Genomic DNA, 15,866 nt, shown 5'->3' with positions numbered 1-15,866 from the left:
GGATGTGCGGCACTAACCCGGATTACGCTTGCGCTCTATCCGGGCTACGCTTCCGGGCACTCTGCAACTTGACGAGCCCGCGATGACCTTCCTGCTCAACATCGACGTCCCCGACGTCGAGGCCGCCACGACATTCTACACCGCCGCGTTCGGGCTGACGGTCGGCCGCCGCTTCGGCAGCGACTTCGTCGAGCTCCTGGGCTGGCCGGCGCCGATTTATCTGCTGACCAAGCGGGCGGGCACGCGAGGTGCCGGCGAGGACCGCCGCCGCTACGACCGGCACTGGACGCCGCTGCATGTCGACGTCGTCGTTGACGATGTCGATGCCGCCGTCGAGCGCGCGCTGCGCGCCGGTGCCGTGCTCGAAGCGCCCGCGCGCGATGCGCCGTATGGGCGGATCGCGATGCTGGCCGATCCGTTCGGGCACGGGTTTTGTCTGCTGGCGTTCAGCGCGCAGGGGTATGACGCGTTGATGGGCGCGTAGCGCTACGCCTTCTTCACGAACTCCGACTTCAAATTCATCGCGCCGATGCCGTCGATCTTGCAGGCGATGTTGTGGCCGTCGGTGGCGTCCTGGAGGCGGATGTTGCGGACCTTGGTGCCGCCCTTGACGACCGAGGAGGAGCCCTTGACCTTGAGGTCCTTCATCACGATGACGCTGTCGCCGTCAGTCAGCACATTGCCATGGGCATCGCGCACGCCCGTCTCCTGCGGCGCATCCGCCGCCGCTCCGGCCGCAGCGCTCCATTCATGGGCGCATTCCGGGCAGACCCAGAGATCGCGGTCCTGATAGGCGTGCTCCGACTGGCAGTTCGGGCATTTCATGGCGTCGGGCATGGGAGGTCTCGTCTCGGGTGGCGTTGCGCGGCGCACCCTAGGGGCAGAGCAGGGGAATGCAAGGGAAAGCTGGGGCTTGCGCGGGCAGGCGGTTGCCTGCCGGTGCGATGTCACCGAAACAGCGCGACGAAGATGACGTAGAGCCAGCCCAGGATGCCGTGGATGATCGCCCACAGGATCGAATGGTTGTTGGTGTAGGAGATCGCGATGGCGAGCGCCGAGCCGAAGCCGACGCCGTATTTCGCGCCCTCGACGCGGACGCCGTAATAGCGGTTGCCGTTCATGGTGATCCTTCCAGAGGGTGACGCGCAGATCGCGTCGAGCCTATCCCAAAATTGTCGTTGCAGCGAACGGCATTTCTATTCCTGCGCGCAGCGTTCCGATCTCTTGATGCAGGTCAACCTGGTCTGCTCGCACCGACCTACGCTTTCAAGCCACGCAGCAATGGCGAGGTGAAACCATGTCGCGCAGCGTTCGAATCTATATCGGCCTCGGCCTCCTGATCGCGTTGTCGGTGCTGTTTCTCATCAGTGTCGTCCACACGGCCGCGGGGGCATCGAGGCCTGCCTCACGCACGGTGGCGGAAGGACATCGCCTGGCGCAGGCGTGGTGCCAGACGTGCCACGCCATCGAGCCGCACATGGCCGGATTCTTCGACCTGGCCCCGAGCTTCCAGGCCATCGCGGACCGCAAAGGAACCACCGCGCTGTCGCTCAAGGTGTTCTGGCGGACCAGCCACCAGAACATGCCCAATCTGGTGATCTCGCCCGATCAGGCGGAAGCGCTGTCGAGCTACATCCTGAGCCTGAGAGGCGATTGAGCGCACGCCCGGAAAAAAAATGGCGAAAACAACCCCATGCACAGTAGAAATCGCCAGGGATTTCAAGGGTTCTGAAATACCGAATCCAATTTGACCCGTCGGGCAAAACAGGGGTATGATGGCATGATGGGCCAGTGCGACGGCTGAGGGCTCGTCGCCCGCCTCGAACCATTCACGCATCCATGAAGCGCGCCGTCCCCGAGACCCGGATCGCGCTGCCTTTGGTCTTGCCGATCTCCGCGCGAACCACCTCCAGGGGAGGTTGAGCGCTGACGACATCCGTCATCGCTGCGTGCCGCGCCGGCAATTGGGAAAAAATGGCAGAGCTGAGGCTGTCAATGGCATATCGGGTTAGGATGCCGCTTACCCACGGAATACACTAGGCGCCGTTTGGGGTTCGGGGTCATGTATTGGGAGGGACGATCATGGCAAGTGTTGAACAATTGCGCAGACGGGAAGGTGTGAACCTGGTCCAACTCGAGGCGGACATTGCATCGGTTCGCACGGGAAGCTCGATCGCTTCAATTGCTCTTCCTGATTACGTCGAGCACACCGAGGGGGTCACGCGCGTCGGCGCGCTCAGTGCGGAGGCGGTCGTTCGCGACTATGAGTCCGCTGCAAAAGAGATCGAGGCCATGGGCGCCGAGTTGATCGACGCCGCGCAAAAATGCGAGGCGCTGACGGCCCAGGTCCATGATGCCATCGCCTTCATGCGCGAAACGGCGGCGGGGTATCGTGAAGAGGGACGGAAGATCTTCAGGCGCATCGAAGAATGCGCGCTCTTCACGGAAGACGTCCGCAAGACCTGCGAAGAGGTCCAGCGCAGAATGAAGGACGTCTCGGTCGGCGAGACCTCCCATCAGGAGCTTGCGACGCAAGAGCACGAGCTGACCGGGATCGCAGCCAAGGTCTCGGTGTGCGAGGTCCAGTGAGGGGGGCGTAGAGCGTCGTTCGCAGGATGGGTTGAGCGCTTGCGCTCCCCCATCCTGCGAGCCGGGCTTCAAATCCAAGCTCGCTAAACGCTTACCAATCCGGATCGCCGTAGGGGTCGCCCATATAGGGCGGCGGCATCCAGGGGCCTCGCGGGGGCCTTGGCCGCCGAGGTGCGGCCGCTTGCACGTGCGGCCGTGCAGGCGCAGCCGTCTCGTTGCTCGTCACGCTCCGCACGATGGGTTTCGCGGATGCAGGCGCGGATGAAGCCGTCAGTTGCGTTTGCAGCGCCTGGACCTGCGCGGCGAGGCGCGCATTGTCCGCCGCATCCTTCTCCTGCGCCGCCTTGAGCTGTTGAATGGTGTCGGCCTGCTCGCGCAGCGTCTGCTCGTTGCGGCTTTTCAGTTGCTCGAGCTTTCCGTTGATGCTCGCAAGCTCGTTCGTGATGGTCTTGAGCGATTGCGCAAGATCAGGCGATGACTGGTCAGGCGGTGGGGCGCCAGGTGTTGAAGCGGCAGGACTTGAAGCGGCAGGTGTTGGCGCGCTTTGCGCTTCCTTGCCGGGCGGCGGTGCGGGCACCGGACTTGGCCCATCCGCGGCAGCCAGCTGCAGTGCCGGCGGCTGCGCCGGACTTTCGACCGCGGACGCTTGCGAGGGCTGACTGGCCGGCGGAGCCCATCGCGCCATGATCGACTTGCTGATCGACTTGGCCTCATCGCGATATTGCGAAGCGAAGGCGGCACCGAGAACGCCGATCGCCAGCACGAGGCCAACAAGAGCGCGCAGCATGGTTCGATCTCCCTTCAGGCCTTGATCGCGAACCCTGCTATAAGGCGCCTTGTCCCTGGGAGGCTCGGCTGCCGTCGCACCGGCGCTTGCTTGCGAGGCGCGCGGGTCTTCGCTGCCGCGTTCCATTCCGGAAACCAGCCGGTCCAGCCGCGCCAGGTCTTCTTCTGCGCTCTTGATCTGGTCGTAGGCCCGCGCCAGCCCGCCATCGGCGCGCACCTCGCCCGGCTTGGGGGCATCAGGCTTGTGGGCATCCGGCTTTTGGGTATCAGGCGTTTGGGTATCAGGTTTGGGGTCGTTCGCGTCAGGCACCGATGCGCGCTCCATCCAGTCGGGCGTTTATGGGAGTGCGGCAGTCCGATCGCCGGAAGGATAGGCCTCACATTTGTCCGACACAACGCGCGTGCGAAGGAGAAATTATGGCGGGCTACGGCTGCTGAAACAGCCGGGCGCTGCTCCCCCGGGCATCCCTGCGACGTGCTATGCTGTCGCGGGAGGAAGCGCCATGAGGGTTCCTACCGCGATACTCGCCCTGCTTCTTTCAAGTCCGGCCGCCGCCCAGGAGTGCCAGACATGCTCGATGGCCGACGCCTGCATGAAGGAGTACGTTAGGACGACGTCGGAGGCTCAGAGGGCGACCAGGCAGGCCATCCGGGATTGGAAGCAGAATCTGGACAAAAAGGCCTCCGCAGAATTGTCCAGCAGGGGCATACTCGCATTGCAAGACGCCATGGAGGCGCAGGTTCGTACGGAGCTGGAGCGCCTGAAGGAGTGCCTGGCGAAGATCAGGTAGGGCGGGGCGCAAAGGAGGATCCGATGAAATCGCTTCTGCTGCTCACGGCCAGTGGCCCGCTGCTCATTCTCACCTCACACCAGTCCCTGAACGACCAAAAGCTCCTTGGGGTGCTCAGGCAAAAAGGGATCGGCAAGTTCGTCGCGTTCGAGGTTCCCTTGTCGCTCGCCAGGGAGCGCTACGGCGGGCACTTTCACGCGGTCGAAAGCAATCTGCACGAGACCGATGATCTGAGAGTGCTCGACTTCAACGGCCAGCGGGTCTTTCAGCTCTTTCATTTCGAAGAGCTCGGTTCACCGATGCTGATAGAATCCTCGTGATCCGGTTTTGTCTCGCGGCATGATCCGCTTCGAAAGGCCCGTCATCCCGTTGCGACGGCGAAAAGGGGATGGGTTGAGCAGGGCTGTTCTCACTATGAACGATCGTTCAGGGGAACGGGCGTCGGCTCATTTCGTTGCATTGGAGGGCATGTTGAGAGGAGAACGACATGAAAACAAAGATCATTGCGCTCTCTGCTGCCGTTGTCATGGCGACGGCACCAGCCGTGTTTGCTCAGGGTGTGTCGAGCAAGACGCCAGGTCAGGAGATGCAGCAAATGGGTTCCAAGAAAGGCGAGCCGGGCGCTTCCAGCTACGCTCCTGGACATAAGAAGCATCACGCGATGCGCCACACGAAGGCCTCCAAGGTCACCAGCAAGACCACCAGCCCCGGCGCGTCGAACGTCGCTCCAGGTCAAACCACCGGCGCGAGCACGAGGCCGGCCACCGGCTCGAGCACACCGCGAGGGTACTGAAGTCTAGAGGGGACTGAAGTCCAGGCACTGACGGGACCCAACGGCACGTCGAACGTGGATAGGTTGGGCCCCGGGGCGAAACTCGTCATGCCGAATGACGGGAGCGTCATTCATGCGAGTCGAGAGCGAATTAGCTTGCCGAATTAGCTTGCCTTGCCTTGAGTCCTTTTGCACTCTCTTCGCAAGGAGGCCAACGCATGAAGAAAATGACGCTCGCGTGCGCTCTCGGAACGGCGCTGGTGCTGTGCAACCTCGGGATCTCAGGTGCTGAAGCCCGACCGCGGACGGCGCACGTCCGTGCACCACAGGAGAGGCTTGTCGTCACGGCGCCGGTGCTCAGGCCAACGCCGTGGGATTACAATGTTGTTCCACGATATCGTTATCGCCCTGAAGACGACCGGGTCGATCCCTACGGCCCGCCACTGGTGCCGTCATATGTTCGCTATGAGGGCTGGCGGTGGCCATACTGGTGGTGAAGGCCTCCGGGCGGACGCGGGACTGATTGGCGCCTGTAGCCCGGATGAGCGAAGCGATATCCGGGACGTCGTTGCCGAAGCATTCCCCGGATGTCGCTTCCGCCTTCGCTCTGCGAGCTACGGCGGACAAGCCGCTCCATCCGAGCTACGCTGGTTGGCTAACTACCGTCATCCGCCGATAGCCGCAGAAACTGCCGCTTCATCGCGTTGACCCTGGCAACATAGCCCGCGACGAGGTGATCGCCGCAGCGCTCGCCTGATATCATCTGAAACTTGCGGCGCGCATAGGCCGTGGTGGGACCCGCGCCGCAGAGATGGATGAAGGCGGCCAGATCCTGCTTCTGCTCGCGGCTGGCCTTCACATCGCCCGCGAGGCCGAGAACCATGGCCACCTGGCGGTCCAGATACACCGATGCCAGCTCGATGGCGTGGCTCGGGATCGCGCGGATGTAGAGGAAGGCAGGCCCGCATCCGGTCTCCGTGACCGCATTGCCGCGGACACAGAACCGTGCGGCTTCAGTGTAGGCCGGATCGGTCATCTGGAAGAGGCCGACGGCGCTGGAGGCGGGCCGGTAGATCGCGACCGGATTGAGGCTCAATCGCCAGCGCCAATAGGTGCGCGCCACCGGATTGCCTGAACTCTCGACCTGCGCCAGCGCGGCCAGCAATTCCGGCGTGATCGTCGCGGTGGAATGCTTGCGGAACAGCGGCCCGTATTGCCGCCAGGTCTCGGCCGGCTCCTTGTCGAGGGAGTTGCCGACGACGGCGAACAGTTCGGTTGGTTTGCGGATCAATTGATAGCCGATGTTCAGAAGCGCGATGGCCGCAAGCAGGATCAAAACGCCGCCCGCGATCCGAACCATGCGCGGCGCTCGCGCGAACGTCTTTCGCACCCAACGGGCGCTTCGCCGGAGGCCGCGAAGGCGAGGGAGGAGGCTGTTGCTTTTTCTTGGCATGGGTCTTGTGGGGAGCGGGTAGTACGGGTTGAGCCTTGCGTCGCGCACGTCAGGTACATAGCCGAAATCGGTGTGGCTCCCGCTGATGCCCATGTAGGTAAGCGTGACAGCTTCACTGTCCCGTCATGAACTCGGCAGCGAGATCGCAGGGCCCGCATTGTTCTAAATCAACAAACCCGCTCATTGGCGAATTACGCTGACGAACCGTTCCAGTCCAGGAAGGAGAGTGGTCATGTCGCGCCGAACCATCGCTTCACTTACCGCATCCGCCATCATTGGCATCGCCTGCATCGTCACTGTTTCGACTGACGCCTTCGCGTATCGACGAGGCGTTGGGGTTGGTCGCGCGGGTGTTTATCACGGCGGTGTCTATCGCGGTGGCGTCTATCGTGGTGCAGCCGTACGCCGTGGCGTTGCCGTGGGCGTCGGAGCTGCCGCGGTTGGTGCTGCTGCTTACGGGGCTTACGGAGCCTACGGAGGCTATCGCCGCTGCGGCTACGAACCCTACCCCCCTTGCTACTAGCCGGTCTTGGCGCAGCGGCCACCGAGTAACCGGTTGAGCCGCGCTTGGTGGCGGTGACAGTGCATTCAATCTGAATTGGTAGGCCGGTTAAGTGCACTGTCACCGTAGCCGCAGAACTCTGGAGCCGAAAATCAATAGCGGCCGCCGTTGCCCTTTTGCTGCGTGATCCAATCCGACAATGTTTTCGGTGTCGATTTCGCAGTCCGGCCCAGTGATGCCTTCGGATTGCCGCGGACGCCTTTCGCCGGACTGGCGCGCGGTGCTTCCATTTCGTTGACGCTCTTCAAGGCAGCAGTCGATGTCTCTGCGGCTTCCTTCTCGAGGCGCAGCTTTTTCAATCGCGCCATCTTGATGCGCTCTGCCTCGACTTCGGGTCCTTCGGACAGCCGCGGCTTGTGTAGAGCAAGCTCGGCCGGGACCAGGACACCAATAATGGTTGTCTCACCGAGCGCCTTGCAGGCTTCGAGCCGATGCAGTCCCTCGACCAGAACGAGGCGGTCTCCGTCGAGCCGAACGGAAATGGGGGCCTGTTGTCCGATGTCCAGAATACTTTCCGCGATCTCCCCGACGATCTCGGGCTTGATAGCTTTCTTCTGCTTCGTGGGAACGAAGATCTTCTCGATCGGGAAGCTCTCCGGTTTGGGCATAACTTGACTCCGCTTCTACCGGGCCCGTCGGAACCCATGCCGGTGGGTTGGGAGTTTAGGAGGGAAGAGCTCGACCGCAAAGGCTATTTCGGCGGTAGAGCATTGATGAGCATCGAAGCCGGAACCAATCTACGATTACGGCGACAGTACACTTAATTGACGCCGCCCACCAAGCGCGAGCCGAAGCCGCAGATCGGCGGGACGGAGCGAGTGAATTTAGTGCACTGTCACCGTAATCCCCGATGACAGGCTTCGCGATATCCGGGAAATGGTCGAGCGGGCAGCCTCGGATATCGCAGCGCTCATCGGGGCTACGCTCGCTGGCTCATGCGTCTTCCGGCCCCGCGGCGTCGGAACACGCAGCTGTCGTTAGTGACGTGTCGCGCGGATTTCGAGCGTCGTCTGGGTGAGCCTGGCCACGAACCCCTCAAAATGCATGACCCTTTGTCTGGTCAATTGTCCATGCAACTCGGCAATCTTCTGGGATTCGGCGATCAACGAGTCGCACACCTGTTTCGTGTACTCCATCTGAAGCTCAAAGGCCTCGACAGGTGAGCGCGCCGCCGCGAGCTTTCCCAGGAAGGTCCAGGCGTGCTCAAGCGACGTCCTCGTGTAGTCGCTATAGGCATCGGCAATCGCCTGCGTGCTGGCCTGGGAGGGTTCCACCGGTGCGACGGGCGCGCTTGCAGCGATCTCCATCCCGGAAGCCCCGCCCGGCAAGGCTGCAGCCGAGGGTACCTGCGCACCGATCTCTTGGCTCGTCTCTTGCCCTATCTCTTGCTCGGTCTCTTGCTTGTTCTCTTGGCTGATTTCCGCCGAGGCATCCGGCAATTGATGGGCCGCAGTTGCGTGTTGCTCGCCGGCCGCGGTTCGTTGCCCGGCCTTCTTCTTCCCGCCGCGCCGGCCGGATTTTCCCGTTGGCTTATTTTCGATCGCACTCAACATTGCAAATGGCTCCTGAATATTGCTGAAACCGCAAGCCTCCGTCGTGTTTGCGCTGAAATCGCGATTGGGGGTTGTCGCTTGCGTGGCGGCCATGTGGTGAGATTTTGCCGGGCATCGGCGAGGCCATCCGGCCGGGTCTTGACCGTCCTGCGCGCGAAACCATGCTCGACCGATCCGCGTCATCGATCTCGTCGTTGGCGATATCGATGAGGAAACGCTTGGTCGTTCTGTATGCAGCAAGTAGCCCGGATGAGCGTAGCGACATCCGGGACTTCGAGCGGTTGGATCCCGGATATCGCTACGCTCATCCGGGCTACGCTTGCTGAGTGCAGCATCTGCTGCCATGTACTAGTCGGTTGCGGTTTTTAGGTTTAACGCTTCGACAAGCTTTGGGCCAAGGTAACAGGTCAGGCTGTGTTCGCCGGAAGATGGGGCGCCGAAGAGAAGTCCTGCGATTGCCTGTCCAACCGCGACTTCCCACGTTTTCTGCGATCCGGCTAGCATCATGAGCACATTCCGAAGCTCCTTCAAGTTGCTTTGGTGGCGATCATAACCAGCATCTTGGAATGCTTTCATTGCGATGTACTGCGGATGGTCTGGAAACTTTGAGAGCCATTCCTGGATTGCGGTGACCATCTTGGACCAATCGACTCCAAGCAATCTTAATACGTCGTCTGACAGAATGAGATTCTCTGCAGCCCTGCAAAATAGCCGCATTCGTTTTACAATGGCTTTGTCGTCAATTTCGTATGGAGCATTATCGCGGTCTCGTAGAGAGAAAGCCTTCGGACTTTCGTAGATCGCGCCAGCGATAGCTTCGACTCGGTTCTCATACTCGTCAAGGCTCTGGATATCGCCAGCGGCGCAGGGCCAAATTTTCAGCTTTCCTTGGGATGTTCTTGCCGCTTGTTGCCAGATGCGCTCGTCGTCTTCGCCCTCAACTAACAAAATGGGATTTTGATTGAAGATGTTCGACAGAGGATGAGCGCCAAAGATCGGCAAGAGTTTGCGCAGAGAGTCCTTTATGGGCATAAAGTGGACCTCTGATTGCCCCGCGACAATGAAGCCCACATGAGCTTCCTCCTGGCCGTTCAGTGCGCCCAGAATCGCCGTGCTGTGAGTCGCGATAACGATGACAATGTCTCGGCCTCTGACGGCCTCGACGATCAGGTTCATAAGGCGCGCTTGCAAATCTGGATGCAGATGAACGTCTGGCTCGTCTAGAAATAAATAGGACGTCTTGCCCGAATACGTTTCTGAGCTGTAAGCAAAGGCTAGGATTTCGATAGCCAGACTTATCAGCTCAGATTCACCACTGCTCAAGGAGTCAGGAGTTCGCTTCGCGTCACCGTCTTTGGCTTTGATATCGAATCCCGATCCGTCACTGCGAACGACTCGCACGCGGTCAAGCAAGTTGTTTATTAGTGCTACCGTGGTGTCAAAGGAGAAGCTCAGATCTTGGCGAGCGCTGCGATCCGATTCAATTTTTCTGAGTACGAGAGTTTCCAGGCGCCGAAACTCCGTGATGCTCATTTGACGAAAGTTTTCATAGCGATTGGTTCGCCGAACATTGGCGCTCCAACTTGGATTGGTCGCAATGGTCGTCTCGATACCGCCGTCGTAGGTTAGTTGCCCGCCTCGCTCTGGTGTGATGTATCGAACAGTGCCGAAGTTGGGCAAGGATGACCCACTCTGGTCCAACTTGCGCAGAGCAGTGCTTTTGCCGGAGCCGTTCTTTCCTAGCAGCACATTGATCTTTGCTAAGTTCAGGAATCTTTGTTCGCCAACTACAATGTTCATTGCTTCATACGTTCTTTGAAAAAGGGGCGACCCTTAGGCCGCCCCTCTGTCCTACAAAACGTCAAATCTCAACGGCGCTACGAACACCCCGTCGTGCTGCCGCAAGTATCGCACTTCATGCAGGTGCCATTCCGCACCAGCGTGAAGTTGCCGCACTCGCTGCACATCTCGCCTTCGTAGCCCTTGGCCTTGGCTTCCGCGCGGCGCTCGGCCTTGGAGGGCACCAGGGTCTGCGCGGTGCCGGACTTGCTCCACTGGAGAGCCTCCAGCTTCTCCGTCGGAGAGAGGTCGTGGCTCACTTCCTGCTTCAGCGCGACCGCGCCTTCCAGGACATCGCCAACCCGTGCGCTCGCGCCGTGGGAGGCGAGAGCGGTGACCTTGCTGCCGCCGGTCGGGGCGCTGTCGTTGCCTTGCGCGACCGCGGCGGAGCCGCCGCGCATCACGACGAGGTTGTCGGTGCGGGAGCGGGTGAGGCCGCGCGACACCAGCTTGTTGGCGTGGTGGGTCTCGTCCGGCTCCTTGCCTTCCTCGACGCCCTTGCCGAGCGCGTCGAAGTTCGACTCGGTCGGATCGACATGGGCGAGATCGAAGCGCGACATGTAGCTCACCGCCAGCTCGCGGAAGACGTAGTCGAGGATCGAGGTCGCGTACTTGATGCTGTCGTTGCCCTGCACGGGGCCCGCCGGCTCGAAGCGGGTGAAGGTGAAGGCGTCGACATATTCGTCGAGCGGCACGCCGTACTGCAGGCCCAGCGACACGGCGATGGCGAAGTTGTTGATGAAGGAGCGGAGCGCCGCGCCTTCCTTGTGCATGTCGATGAAGATCTCGCCGAGACGGCCGTCGTCATACTCGCCGGTGCGCAGGTACACCTTGTGACCGCCGACGACCGCCTTCTGGGTGTAGCCCTTGCGTCGGTCAGGCATCTTCTCGCGCTCGCGCATCACGATGATGCGCTCGACCAGCTTCTCGACGATCTTTTCCGAGACCTGGGCGGTGCGCGCCGCCATCGGCTTCTCGTAGAGCGTCTCGACCGCATCGTCCTCGTCCTCATCGTCGGCGATGAGCTGCGAGTTGAGCGGCTGGCTGAGCTTGGAGCCGTCGCGATAGAGCGCGTTGGCCTTCAGCGCGAGCTTCCACGACAGCATGTAGGCGGACTTGCAGTCCTCCACCGTGGCGTCGTTCGGCATGTTGATGGTCTTGGAGATCGCGCCCGAGATGAAGGGCTGCGCCGCCGCCATCATGCGGATGTGGCTCTCGACCGACAAATAGCGCTTGCCGATCTTGCCGCAGGGATTGGCGCAGTCGAACACCGGATAGTGCTCGGCCTTGAGGTGCGGAGCACCTTCCACCGTCATCGCACCGCAGATGTGGACGTTGGCCGCCTCGATCTCGCGCTTGGTGAAGCCGACGGCCTGGAGCAGGTCGAAGCCGGGGGCTGCGATCGCCTCGGCGCCGATACCGAGCTGGTCGCGGATGAAGTCTTCGCCAAAGGTCCACTTGTTGAAGGCGAACTTGATGTCGAAGGCGGTCGGCAGGGCCTTCTCGACCTTGGCGATGGCTTCGTCCGTGAAGCCCTTGGCCTTCAGCGTCGAGGCGTTGATGCCCGGCGCGTTGGACAGCGAGCCGTGGCCGACGGCGTAGGCCTCGATCTCCGCGATCTCGCTCTCGCGATAGCCGAGCGCGCGCAGCGCCGCGGGGACCGCGCGGTTGATGATCTTGAAGTAGCCGCCGCCGGCGAGCTTCTTGAACTTCACCAGCGCGAAGTCCGGTTCGATGCCGGTGGTGTCGCAATCCATGACGAGGCCGATCGTGCCCGTGGGCGCGATGACAGTGGTCTGGGCGTTGCGATAGCCGTGCTTCTCGCCGAGCTCGAGCGCCGCATCCCAGGCCGCCTGCGCGTGGCGGACGAGGTCTGCTTGCGGGCAGGAGACGAGGTCGAGCGGCACCGGGTTGACGCTGAGCGCCTCGTAGCCGTTGGACTGGCCGTGGGCGGCGCGGCGGTGGTTGCGGATCACGCGCAGCATGTGCGCGGCGTTCTTCTTGTAGCCGGGGAAGGTGCCGAGCTCGGCGGCGATCTCCGCCGAGGTCTTGTAGGTGATGCCGGTCATCACGGCGGTCAGCGCGCCGCAGAGCGCACGGCCTTCCTTAGAGTCATAGGGCAGGCCCATGGTCATCAGCAGGCCGCCGATATTGGCGTAGCCGAGGCCAAGCGTGCGGAACTCGTAGGAGAGCTCGGCGATCGCCTTCGACGGGAACTGCGCCATCATCACCGAGATTTCGAGCACGATGGTCCAGAGCCGGCAGAGATGCTCGTAGCCCTCGACGTCGAAATGCTTGGTGGCGACGTCGTAGAACGTCAGCAGGTTCGCCGAGGCGAGGTTGCACGCCGTGTCGTCCAGGAACATGTATTCCGAGCACGGATTGGAGGCGCGGATGTCGCCGGACGCCTTGCAGGTGTGCCAGTCGTTCATGGTGGTGTTGAAGTGCAGGCCCGGGTCGGCCGACGCCCAGGCGGCGTAGCCGATCTTCTCCCAGAGGTCGCGCGCCTTCAGCGTCTTGGTCACCTTCTTGGAGGTGCGGGCGTTCAGGTTCCAGTCGCCGTCGGTCTCGACCGCGCGCAGGAAGTCGTCCTTCAGCGAGACCGAGTTGTTGGAGTTCTGGCCCGAGACGGTGAGATAGGCTTCCGAATCCCAGTCGGTGTCGTAGACGTCGAACTGGATGTCCTTGTAGCCCTGCTTGGCAAACTGGATGACGCGCTTGATGTAATTGTCAGGCACGAGGCTGCGGCGCGCGAGCTTGATCTCGCGGCGCAGCGCCGGGTTCTTCTCGGGGTCGAAGCAATCGTCGCCCGAACCTTCGCAGTTCACGCAGGCCTTCAGCACCGCCTTGAGGTGCTTCTGGTTGATCTTGGAGCCGGTGACGAGAGCTGCGACCTTCTGCTCCTCCTTCACCTTCCAGTCGATATAGGTCTCGATGTCGGGGTGATCGACGTCGACCACGACCATCTTGGCCGCGCGGCGCGTCGTGCCACCCGACTTGATCGCGCCGGCGGCGCGGTCGCCGATCTTGAGGAAGCTCATCAGGCCGGACGAGCGGCCGCCGCCGGAGAGCTTTTCGCCTTCGCCGCGCAGGCGCGAGAAGTTGGAGCCGGTGCCGGAGCCGTATTTGAACAGGCGCGCCTCGCGGACCCAGAGGTCCATGATGCCGCCCTCGTTGACGAGGTCGTCACCGACGCCCTGGATGAAGCAGGCATGCGGCTGCGGATGCTCGTAGGCCGACTTGGACTTGGTCAGCTTGCCGGTGAAGGGGTCGACGTAATAATGGCCCTGGCCGGGACCGTCGATGCCATAGGCCCAGTGCAGGCCGGTGTTGAACCATTGCGGCGAGTTCGGCGCGACCATCTGCATGGCGAGCATGTAGCGGAGCTCGTCATAGAAGGTCTGGGCGTCTTCGTCTGACGTGAAATAGCCGCCCTTCCAGCCCCAATAGGTCCAGCAGCCGGCGAGGCGGTCGAACACCTGCTTGGCGGAGAGCTCGCTGACATAGCGCTCCTTCTCGGGGAGCGCGGCGAGAGCTTCAGTGTCGGGCACGGAGCGCCACAGGAAGGAGGGGACGGATTCCTCCTCGACCTTCTTCAGGCGCGCGGCGACGCCGGCCTTGCGGAAATATTTCTGGGCGAGGACGTCCGAGGCGACCTGCGACCACTCGGTCGGCACCTCGACATTATCAAGCTTGAAGACGACCGAGCCGTCGGGATTGCGAATCTCCGACGTGGTCAGCCGGAAATCGATCCCGGCGTAAGGTGACTGTCCCGTGGTGGTGTGGCGCCGCTCAATCCGCATGGTCTTGCCCCGTCCTTATCTTTGACCGAACCGCCTCCGTTCAGGCGCCCGGGTCGACATTTCGTTTCGCGATTCCTCCCGGGCCGTCTGGCCTTAAGGCTTCGCAGTTCAGCCGGTGGATCCGGCCCAGTTTCTCCCGACGCGATTCCTCGATGCGTGCATCGATCACCCGCCGGCATGTCCACACGCATCCGCCCCAACGGGATGCGCGCGACATGCGTTCAACGCCCCACAACGTCACTTCTTCTACCGATGCCATCCGAGCCTGTTGCCGGCCCGTTCTGGCGCCCGAAAAGTCCGCTACCCGCAGGCAGACAAGCCCTTCTCCCGCTGCCTTCGTCTGGCCTGGCGGAGTGCAGTTTTGCGGACCCTTTGGGGGAGTGCCGGCGGGACGCAAACTCACTCGCGCCGAACGGACCGAAAGCTAGGACTCTCCGTTGCGCCCGTCAAGAACTAGTGCGAGTTCCTGAATCAAATACTAAATATGGTGGATTGCGGGGGATAACAGGGGGCAAGCCCGCGCCTGTTGTGGAGGCAAGTATCGGTGAGTCCTCAGGGATTCCCAACTGAAAAAATTTGCATCCCGTGGTCATGCGGACCCTTCACCCCGCTCTTCACAGGGCAGGTATATTTTTGGGCAATGGGGTTGCGCCAGCAGGACTCACGTAGCCTTACGGAAGGTGAGGGCAGGCATGCCCGGCGGGGTGGTGGTGGCATCAGCGAATCCGCGCCAAGCTGACCCCGTTTCTGCCGGGTACCCCACATGCTTGATTCGACGCGACCGGGCTTGCGACCGCGCATCGCCCCGGCCGGCCTGATGTTCCTTGCCATCACCTCGGTGGGCTGGGGTTTCAACTGGCCGGTGACGAAATTCCTGCTCGCCGAGCTGCCGCCGCTGACCTTGCGCGGCGTGACCGGCGTGCTCGGGGCGATTCTCCTGGCCGCCCTTGCCCTGGTCCGCGGCGACAGCCTGAAGGTGGCGCGGGAGATCTGGCCGCGGCTCCTGATCGCGGGCCTGCTCAACGTCACCGGCTGGATGGTGCTGATGGGGCTCGCGCTGCTCTGGCTGCCCGCCAGCGAGGCGGCGCTGATCGCCTACACCATGCCGGTCTGGGCCTCGCTGATCGCCTGGCCGGTGCTCGGCGAGCGGCCGACCGTCCTGCGCACCGTCGCGCTGGTGATGGCCTTTGCCGGCCTTGCCTCGATCATGGGCGGCAACGGCTTTGCCGCCAGCGAAGCCAAACTCCCCGGCATCGTCATGGCGCTGGCGGGCGCCGCGGGCTTTGCGCTCGGAACGGTGCTCTCGAAGAAATATCCGATCCGCCTGCCGCCGATCACGGCGGCGACCTGGCAGATCGGCGCCGGCTGCCTGCCGGTCGCCATCGCCGGGCTGCTGCTCGAGACCACGCATCTGTCGCTGGTGACACCGGTCGGCTGGCTGCTCCTGGTCTATTCGGTCGTCGGGCAGTTCTGCATCGCCTATGTCAGCTGGTTCGCAGCTCTTGCGCGCCTGCCGGCCTCCGTCGCCGCGATCGGCACCATGGCCGTGCCTGTCATCGGCGTCGTCGCTTCGGCGGTCGCGCTGGGCGAGCCGCTCGGGCCGGGCCAGATCGCCGCGCTGATCTTCACGCTCGCGGGCGTGGTGCTGGCGACGCGCTAGATTCTTGTTTGACGCGTTTTCTTTACGCGAACCGGTATCCACTTCGCTCGAAAACGTT

Annotated in this window: 15 protein-coding genes; 7 read left to right on the top strand and 8 right to left on the bottom strand. The window is 62.4% G+C overall.

The window, feature by feature from the left end; translation table 11 throughout:
* Positions 1-82: 82 nt before the first annotated feature.
* The gene (locus tag BM118_RS04460) at positions 83-484 is read left to right on the top strand and encodes a VOC family protein (RefSeq protein ID WP_092182588.1); all 402 of its coding nucleotides are present in this window, start codon (positions 83-85) and stop codon (positions 482-484) included.
* Between the two features lie 2 nt (positions 485-486).
* Here BM118_RS04460 and BM118_RS04455 read toward each other — a convergent pair whose 3' ends face one another.
* Both BM118_RS04455 and BM118_RS41180 read right to left on the bottom strand, forming a co-directional pair.
* A complete protein-coding gene (locus BM118_RS04455; RefSeq protein ID WP_177234006.1) occupies positions 487-837 on the bottom strand; it encodes a zinc ribbon domain-containing protein YjdM in 351 nt (116 codons plus the stop codon).
* 110 nt (positions 838-947) lie between these two features.
* The gene (locus BM118_RS41180; protein ID WP_018644642.1) at positions 948-1,121 is read right to left on the bottom strand and encodes a hypothetical protein; all 174 of its coding nucleotides are present in this window, start codon (positions 1,119-1,121) and stop codon (positions 948-950) included.
* A 176-nt stretch (positions 1,122-1,297) separates the two neighbouring features.
* Between BM118_RS41180 and BM118_RS04450 the strand changes: the two genes are divergently transcribed.
* Together BM118_RS04450 and BM118_RS04445 are read left to right on the top strand one after the other, a co-directional pair.
* The gene (locus tag BM118_RS04450) at positions 1,298-1,657 is read left to right on the top strand and encodes a c-type cytochrome (protein ID WP_177234005.1); all 360 of its coding nucleotides are present in this window, start codon (positions 1,298-1,300) and stop codon (positions 1,655-1,657) included.
* Positions 1,658-2,067: 410 nt separating this feature from the next.
* A complete protein-coding gene (locus tag BM118_RS04445) occupies positions 2,068-2,589 on the top strand; it encodes a hypothetical protein (RefSeq protein ID WP_244550054.1) in 522 nt (173 codons plus the stop codon).
* Between the two features lie 91 nt (positions 2,590-2,680).
* Here BM118_RS04445 and BM118_RS04440 read toward each other — a convergent pair whose 3' ends face one another.
* A complete protein-coding gene (locus BM118_RS04440) occupies positions 2,681-3,700 on the bottom strand; it encodes a hypothetical protein (RefSeq protein ID WP_092182582.1) in 1,020 nt (339 codons plus the stop codon).
* A 178-nt stretch (positions 3,701-3,878) separates the two neighbouring features.
* Between BM118_RS04440 and BM118_RS04435 the strand changes: the two genes are divergently transcribed.
* From BM118_RS04435 to BM118_RS04425, 3 genes are all read left to right on the top strand, one after another.
* Positions 3,879-4,166, top strand: coding sequence for a hypothetical protein (locus BM118_RS04435; RefSeq protein ID WP_092182580.1), 288 nt, complete (start codon positions 3,879-3,881; stop codon positions 4,164-4,166).
* 23 nt (positions 4,167-4,189) lie between these two features.
* Positions 4,190-4,486: a hypothetical protein gene (locus tag BM118_RS04430; RefSeq protein ID WP_028171212.1), complete on the top strand. Its 297-nt coding sequence runs from the start codon at positions 4,190-4,192 to the stop codon at positions 4,484-4,486.
* A gap of 167 nt (positions 4,487-4,653) precedes the next feature.
* Complete coding sequence (locus BM118_RS04425) at positions 4,654-4,959, top strand: hypothetical protein (protein WP_092182578.1); 306 nt, start codon at positions 4,654-4,656, stop codon at positions 4,957-4,959.
* A gap of 634 nt (positions 4,960-5,593) precedes the next feature.
* Here the strand turns inward: BM118_RS04425 and BM118_RS04415 are convergent.
* The 5 genes from BM118_RS04415 to BM118_RS04390 all read right to left on the bottom strand — a co-directional run bounded on the left by BM118_RS04415 (position 5,594) and on the right by BM118_RS04390 (position 14,148).
* A complete protein-coding gene (locus BM118_RS04415) occupies positions 5,594-6,391 on the bottom strand; it encodes a transglycosylase SLT domain-containing protein (protein WP_092182574.1) in 798 nt (265 codons plus the stop codon).
* A 654-nt stretch (positions 6,392-7,045) separates the two neighbouring features.
* Positions 7,046-7,561: a ParB N-terminal domain-containing protein gene (locus BM118_RS04405; protein ID WP_092182572.1), complete on the bottom strand. Its 516-nt coding sequence runs from the start codon at positions 7,559-7,561 to the stop codon at positions 7,046-7,048.
* Positions 7,562-7,930: 369 nt separating this feature from the next.
* A complete protein-coding gene (locus BM118_RS04400) occupies positions 7,931-8,599 on the bottom strand; it encodes a phasin family protein (RefSeq protein ID WP_244550053.1) in 669 nt (222 codons plus the stop codon).
* 255 nt (positions 8,600-8,854) lie between these two features.
* The gene (locus BM118_RS04395) at positions 8,855-10,306 is read right to left on the bottom strand and encodes an AAA family ATPase (protein ID WP_092182570.1); all 1,452 of its coding nucleotides are present in this window, start codon (positions 10,304-10,306) and stop codon (positions 8,855-8,857) included.
* Between the two features lie 77 nt (positions 10,307-10,383).
* On the bottom strand, positions 10,384-14,148 hold the full coding sequence (locus tag BM118_RS04390) for a vitamin B12-dependent ribonucleotide reductase (protein WP_092182569.1): 3,765 nt from the start codon (positions 14,146-14,148) through the stop codon (positions 10,384-10,386).
* Positions 14,149-14,911: 763 nt separating this feature from the next.
* Between BM118_RS04390 and BM118_RS04380 the strand changes: the two genes are divergently transcribed.
* Positions 14,912-15,808, top strand: coding sequence for a DMT family transporter (locus BM118_RS04380; RefSeq protein ID WP_092182565.1), 897 nt, complete (start codon positions 14,912-14,914; stop codon positions 15,806-15,808).
* Positions 15,809-15,866: the final 58 nt, after the last annotated feature.

The organism is Bradyrhizobium sp. cf659 (assembly GCF_900113725.1).
GTDB lineage: Bacteria > Pseudomonadota > Alphaproteobacteria > Rhizobiales > Xanthobacteraceae > Bradyrhizobium.
Note: the sequence above shows the minus strand (reverse complement) of the source record. Positions and strands in the feature narration are given on the sequence as shown.

Excerpts from the sequence above, each read along its gene's own strand:
- BM118_RS04460 (WP_092182588.1), top strand. The coding sequence starts at position 83 with ATGACCTTCCTGCTCAACATCGACGTCCCCGACGTCGAGGCCGCCACG.
- BM118_RS04455 (WP_177234006.1), bottom strand. The coding sequence starts at position 837 with ATGCCCGACGCCATGAAATGCCCGAACTGCCAGTCGGAGCACGCCTAT.
- BM118_RS41180 (WP_018644642.1), bottom strand. The coding sequence starts at position 1,121 with ATGAACGGCAACCGCTATTACGGCGTCCGCGTCGAGGGCGCGAAATAC.
- BM118_RS04450 (WP_177234005.1), top strand. The coding sequence starts at position 1,298 with ATGTCGCGCAGCGTTCGAATCTATATCGGCCTCGGCCTCCTGATCGCG.
- BM118_RS04440 (WP_092182582.1), bottom strand. The coding sequence starts at position 3,700 with ATGGAGCGCGCATCGGTGCCTGACGCGAACGACCCCAAACCTGATACC.
- BM118_RS04435 (WP_092182580.1), top strand. The coding sequence starts at position 3,879 with ATGAGGGTTCCTACCGCGATACTCGCCCTGCTTCTTTCAAGTCCGGCC.
- BM118_RS04430 (WP_028171212.1), top strand. The coding sequence starts at position 4,190 with ATGAAATCGCTTCTGCTGCTCACGGCCAGTGGCCCGCTGCTCATTCTC.
- BM118_RS04425 (WP_092182578.1), top strand. The coding sequence starts at position 4,654 with ATGAAAACAAAGATCATTGCGCTCTCTGCTGCCGTTGTCATGGCGACG.
- BM118_RS04415 (WP_092182574.1), bottom strand. The coding sequence starts at position 6,391 with ATGCCAAGAAAAAGCAACAGCCTCCTCCCTCGCCTTCGCGGCCTCCGG.
- BM118_RS04405 (WP_092182572.1), bottom strand. The coding sequence starts at position 7,561 with ATGCCCAAACCGGAGAGCTTCCCGATCGAGAAGATCTTCGTTCCCACG.
- BM118_RS04400 (WP_244550053.1), bottom strand. The coding sequence starts at position 8,599 with ATGGCCGCCACGCAAGCGACAACCCCCAATCGCGATTTCAGCGCAAAC.
- BM118_RS04395 (WP_092182570.1), bottom strand. The coding sequence starts at position 10,306 with ATGAACATTGTAGTTGGCGAACAAAGATTCCTGAACTTAGCAAAGATC.
- BM118_RS04390 (WP_092182569.1), bottom strand. The coding sequence starts at position 14,148 with ATGCGGATTGAGCGGCGCCACACCACCACGGGACAGTCACCTTACGCC.
- BM118_RS04380 (WP_092182565.1), top strand. The coding sequence starts at position 14,912 with ATGCTTGATTCGACGCGACCGGGCTTGCGACCGCGCATCGCCCCGGCC.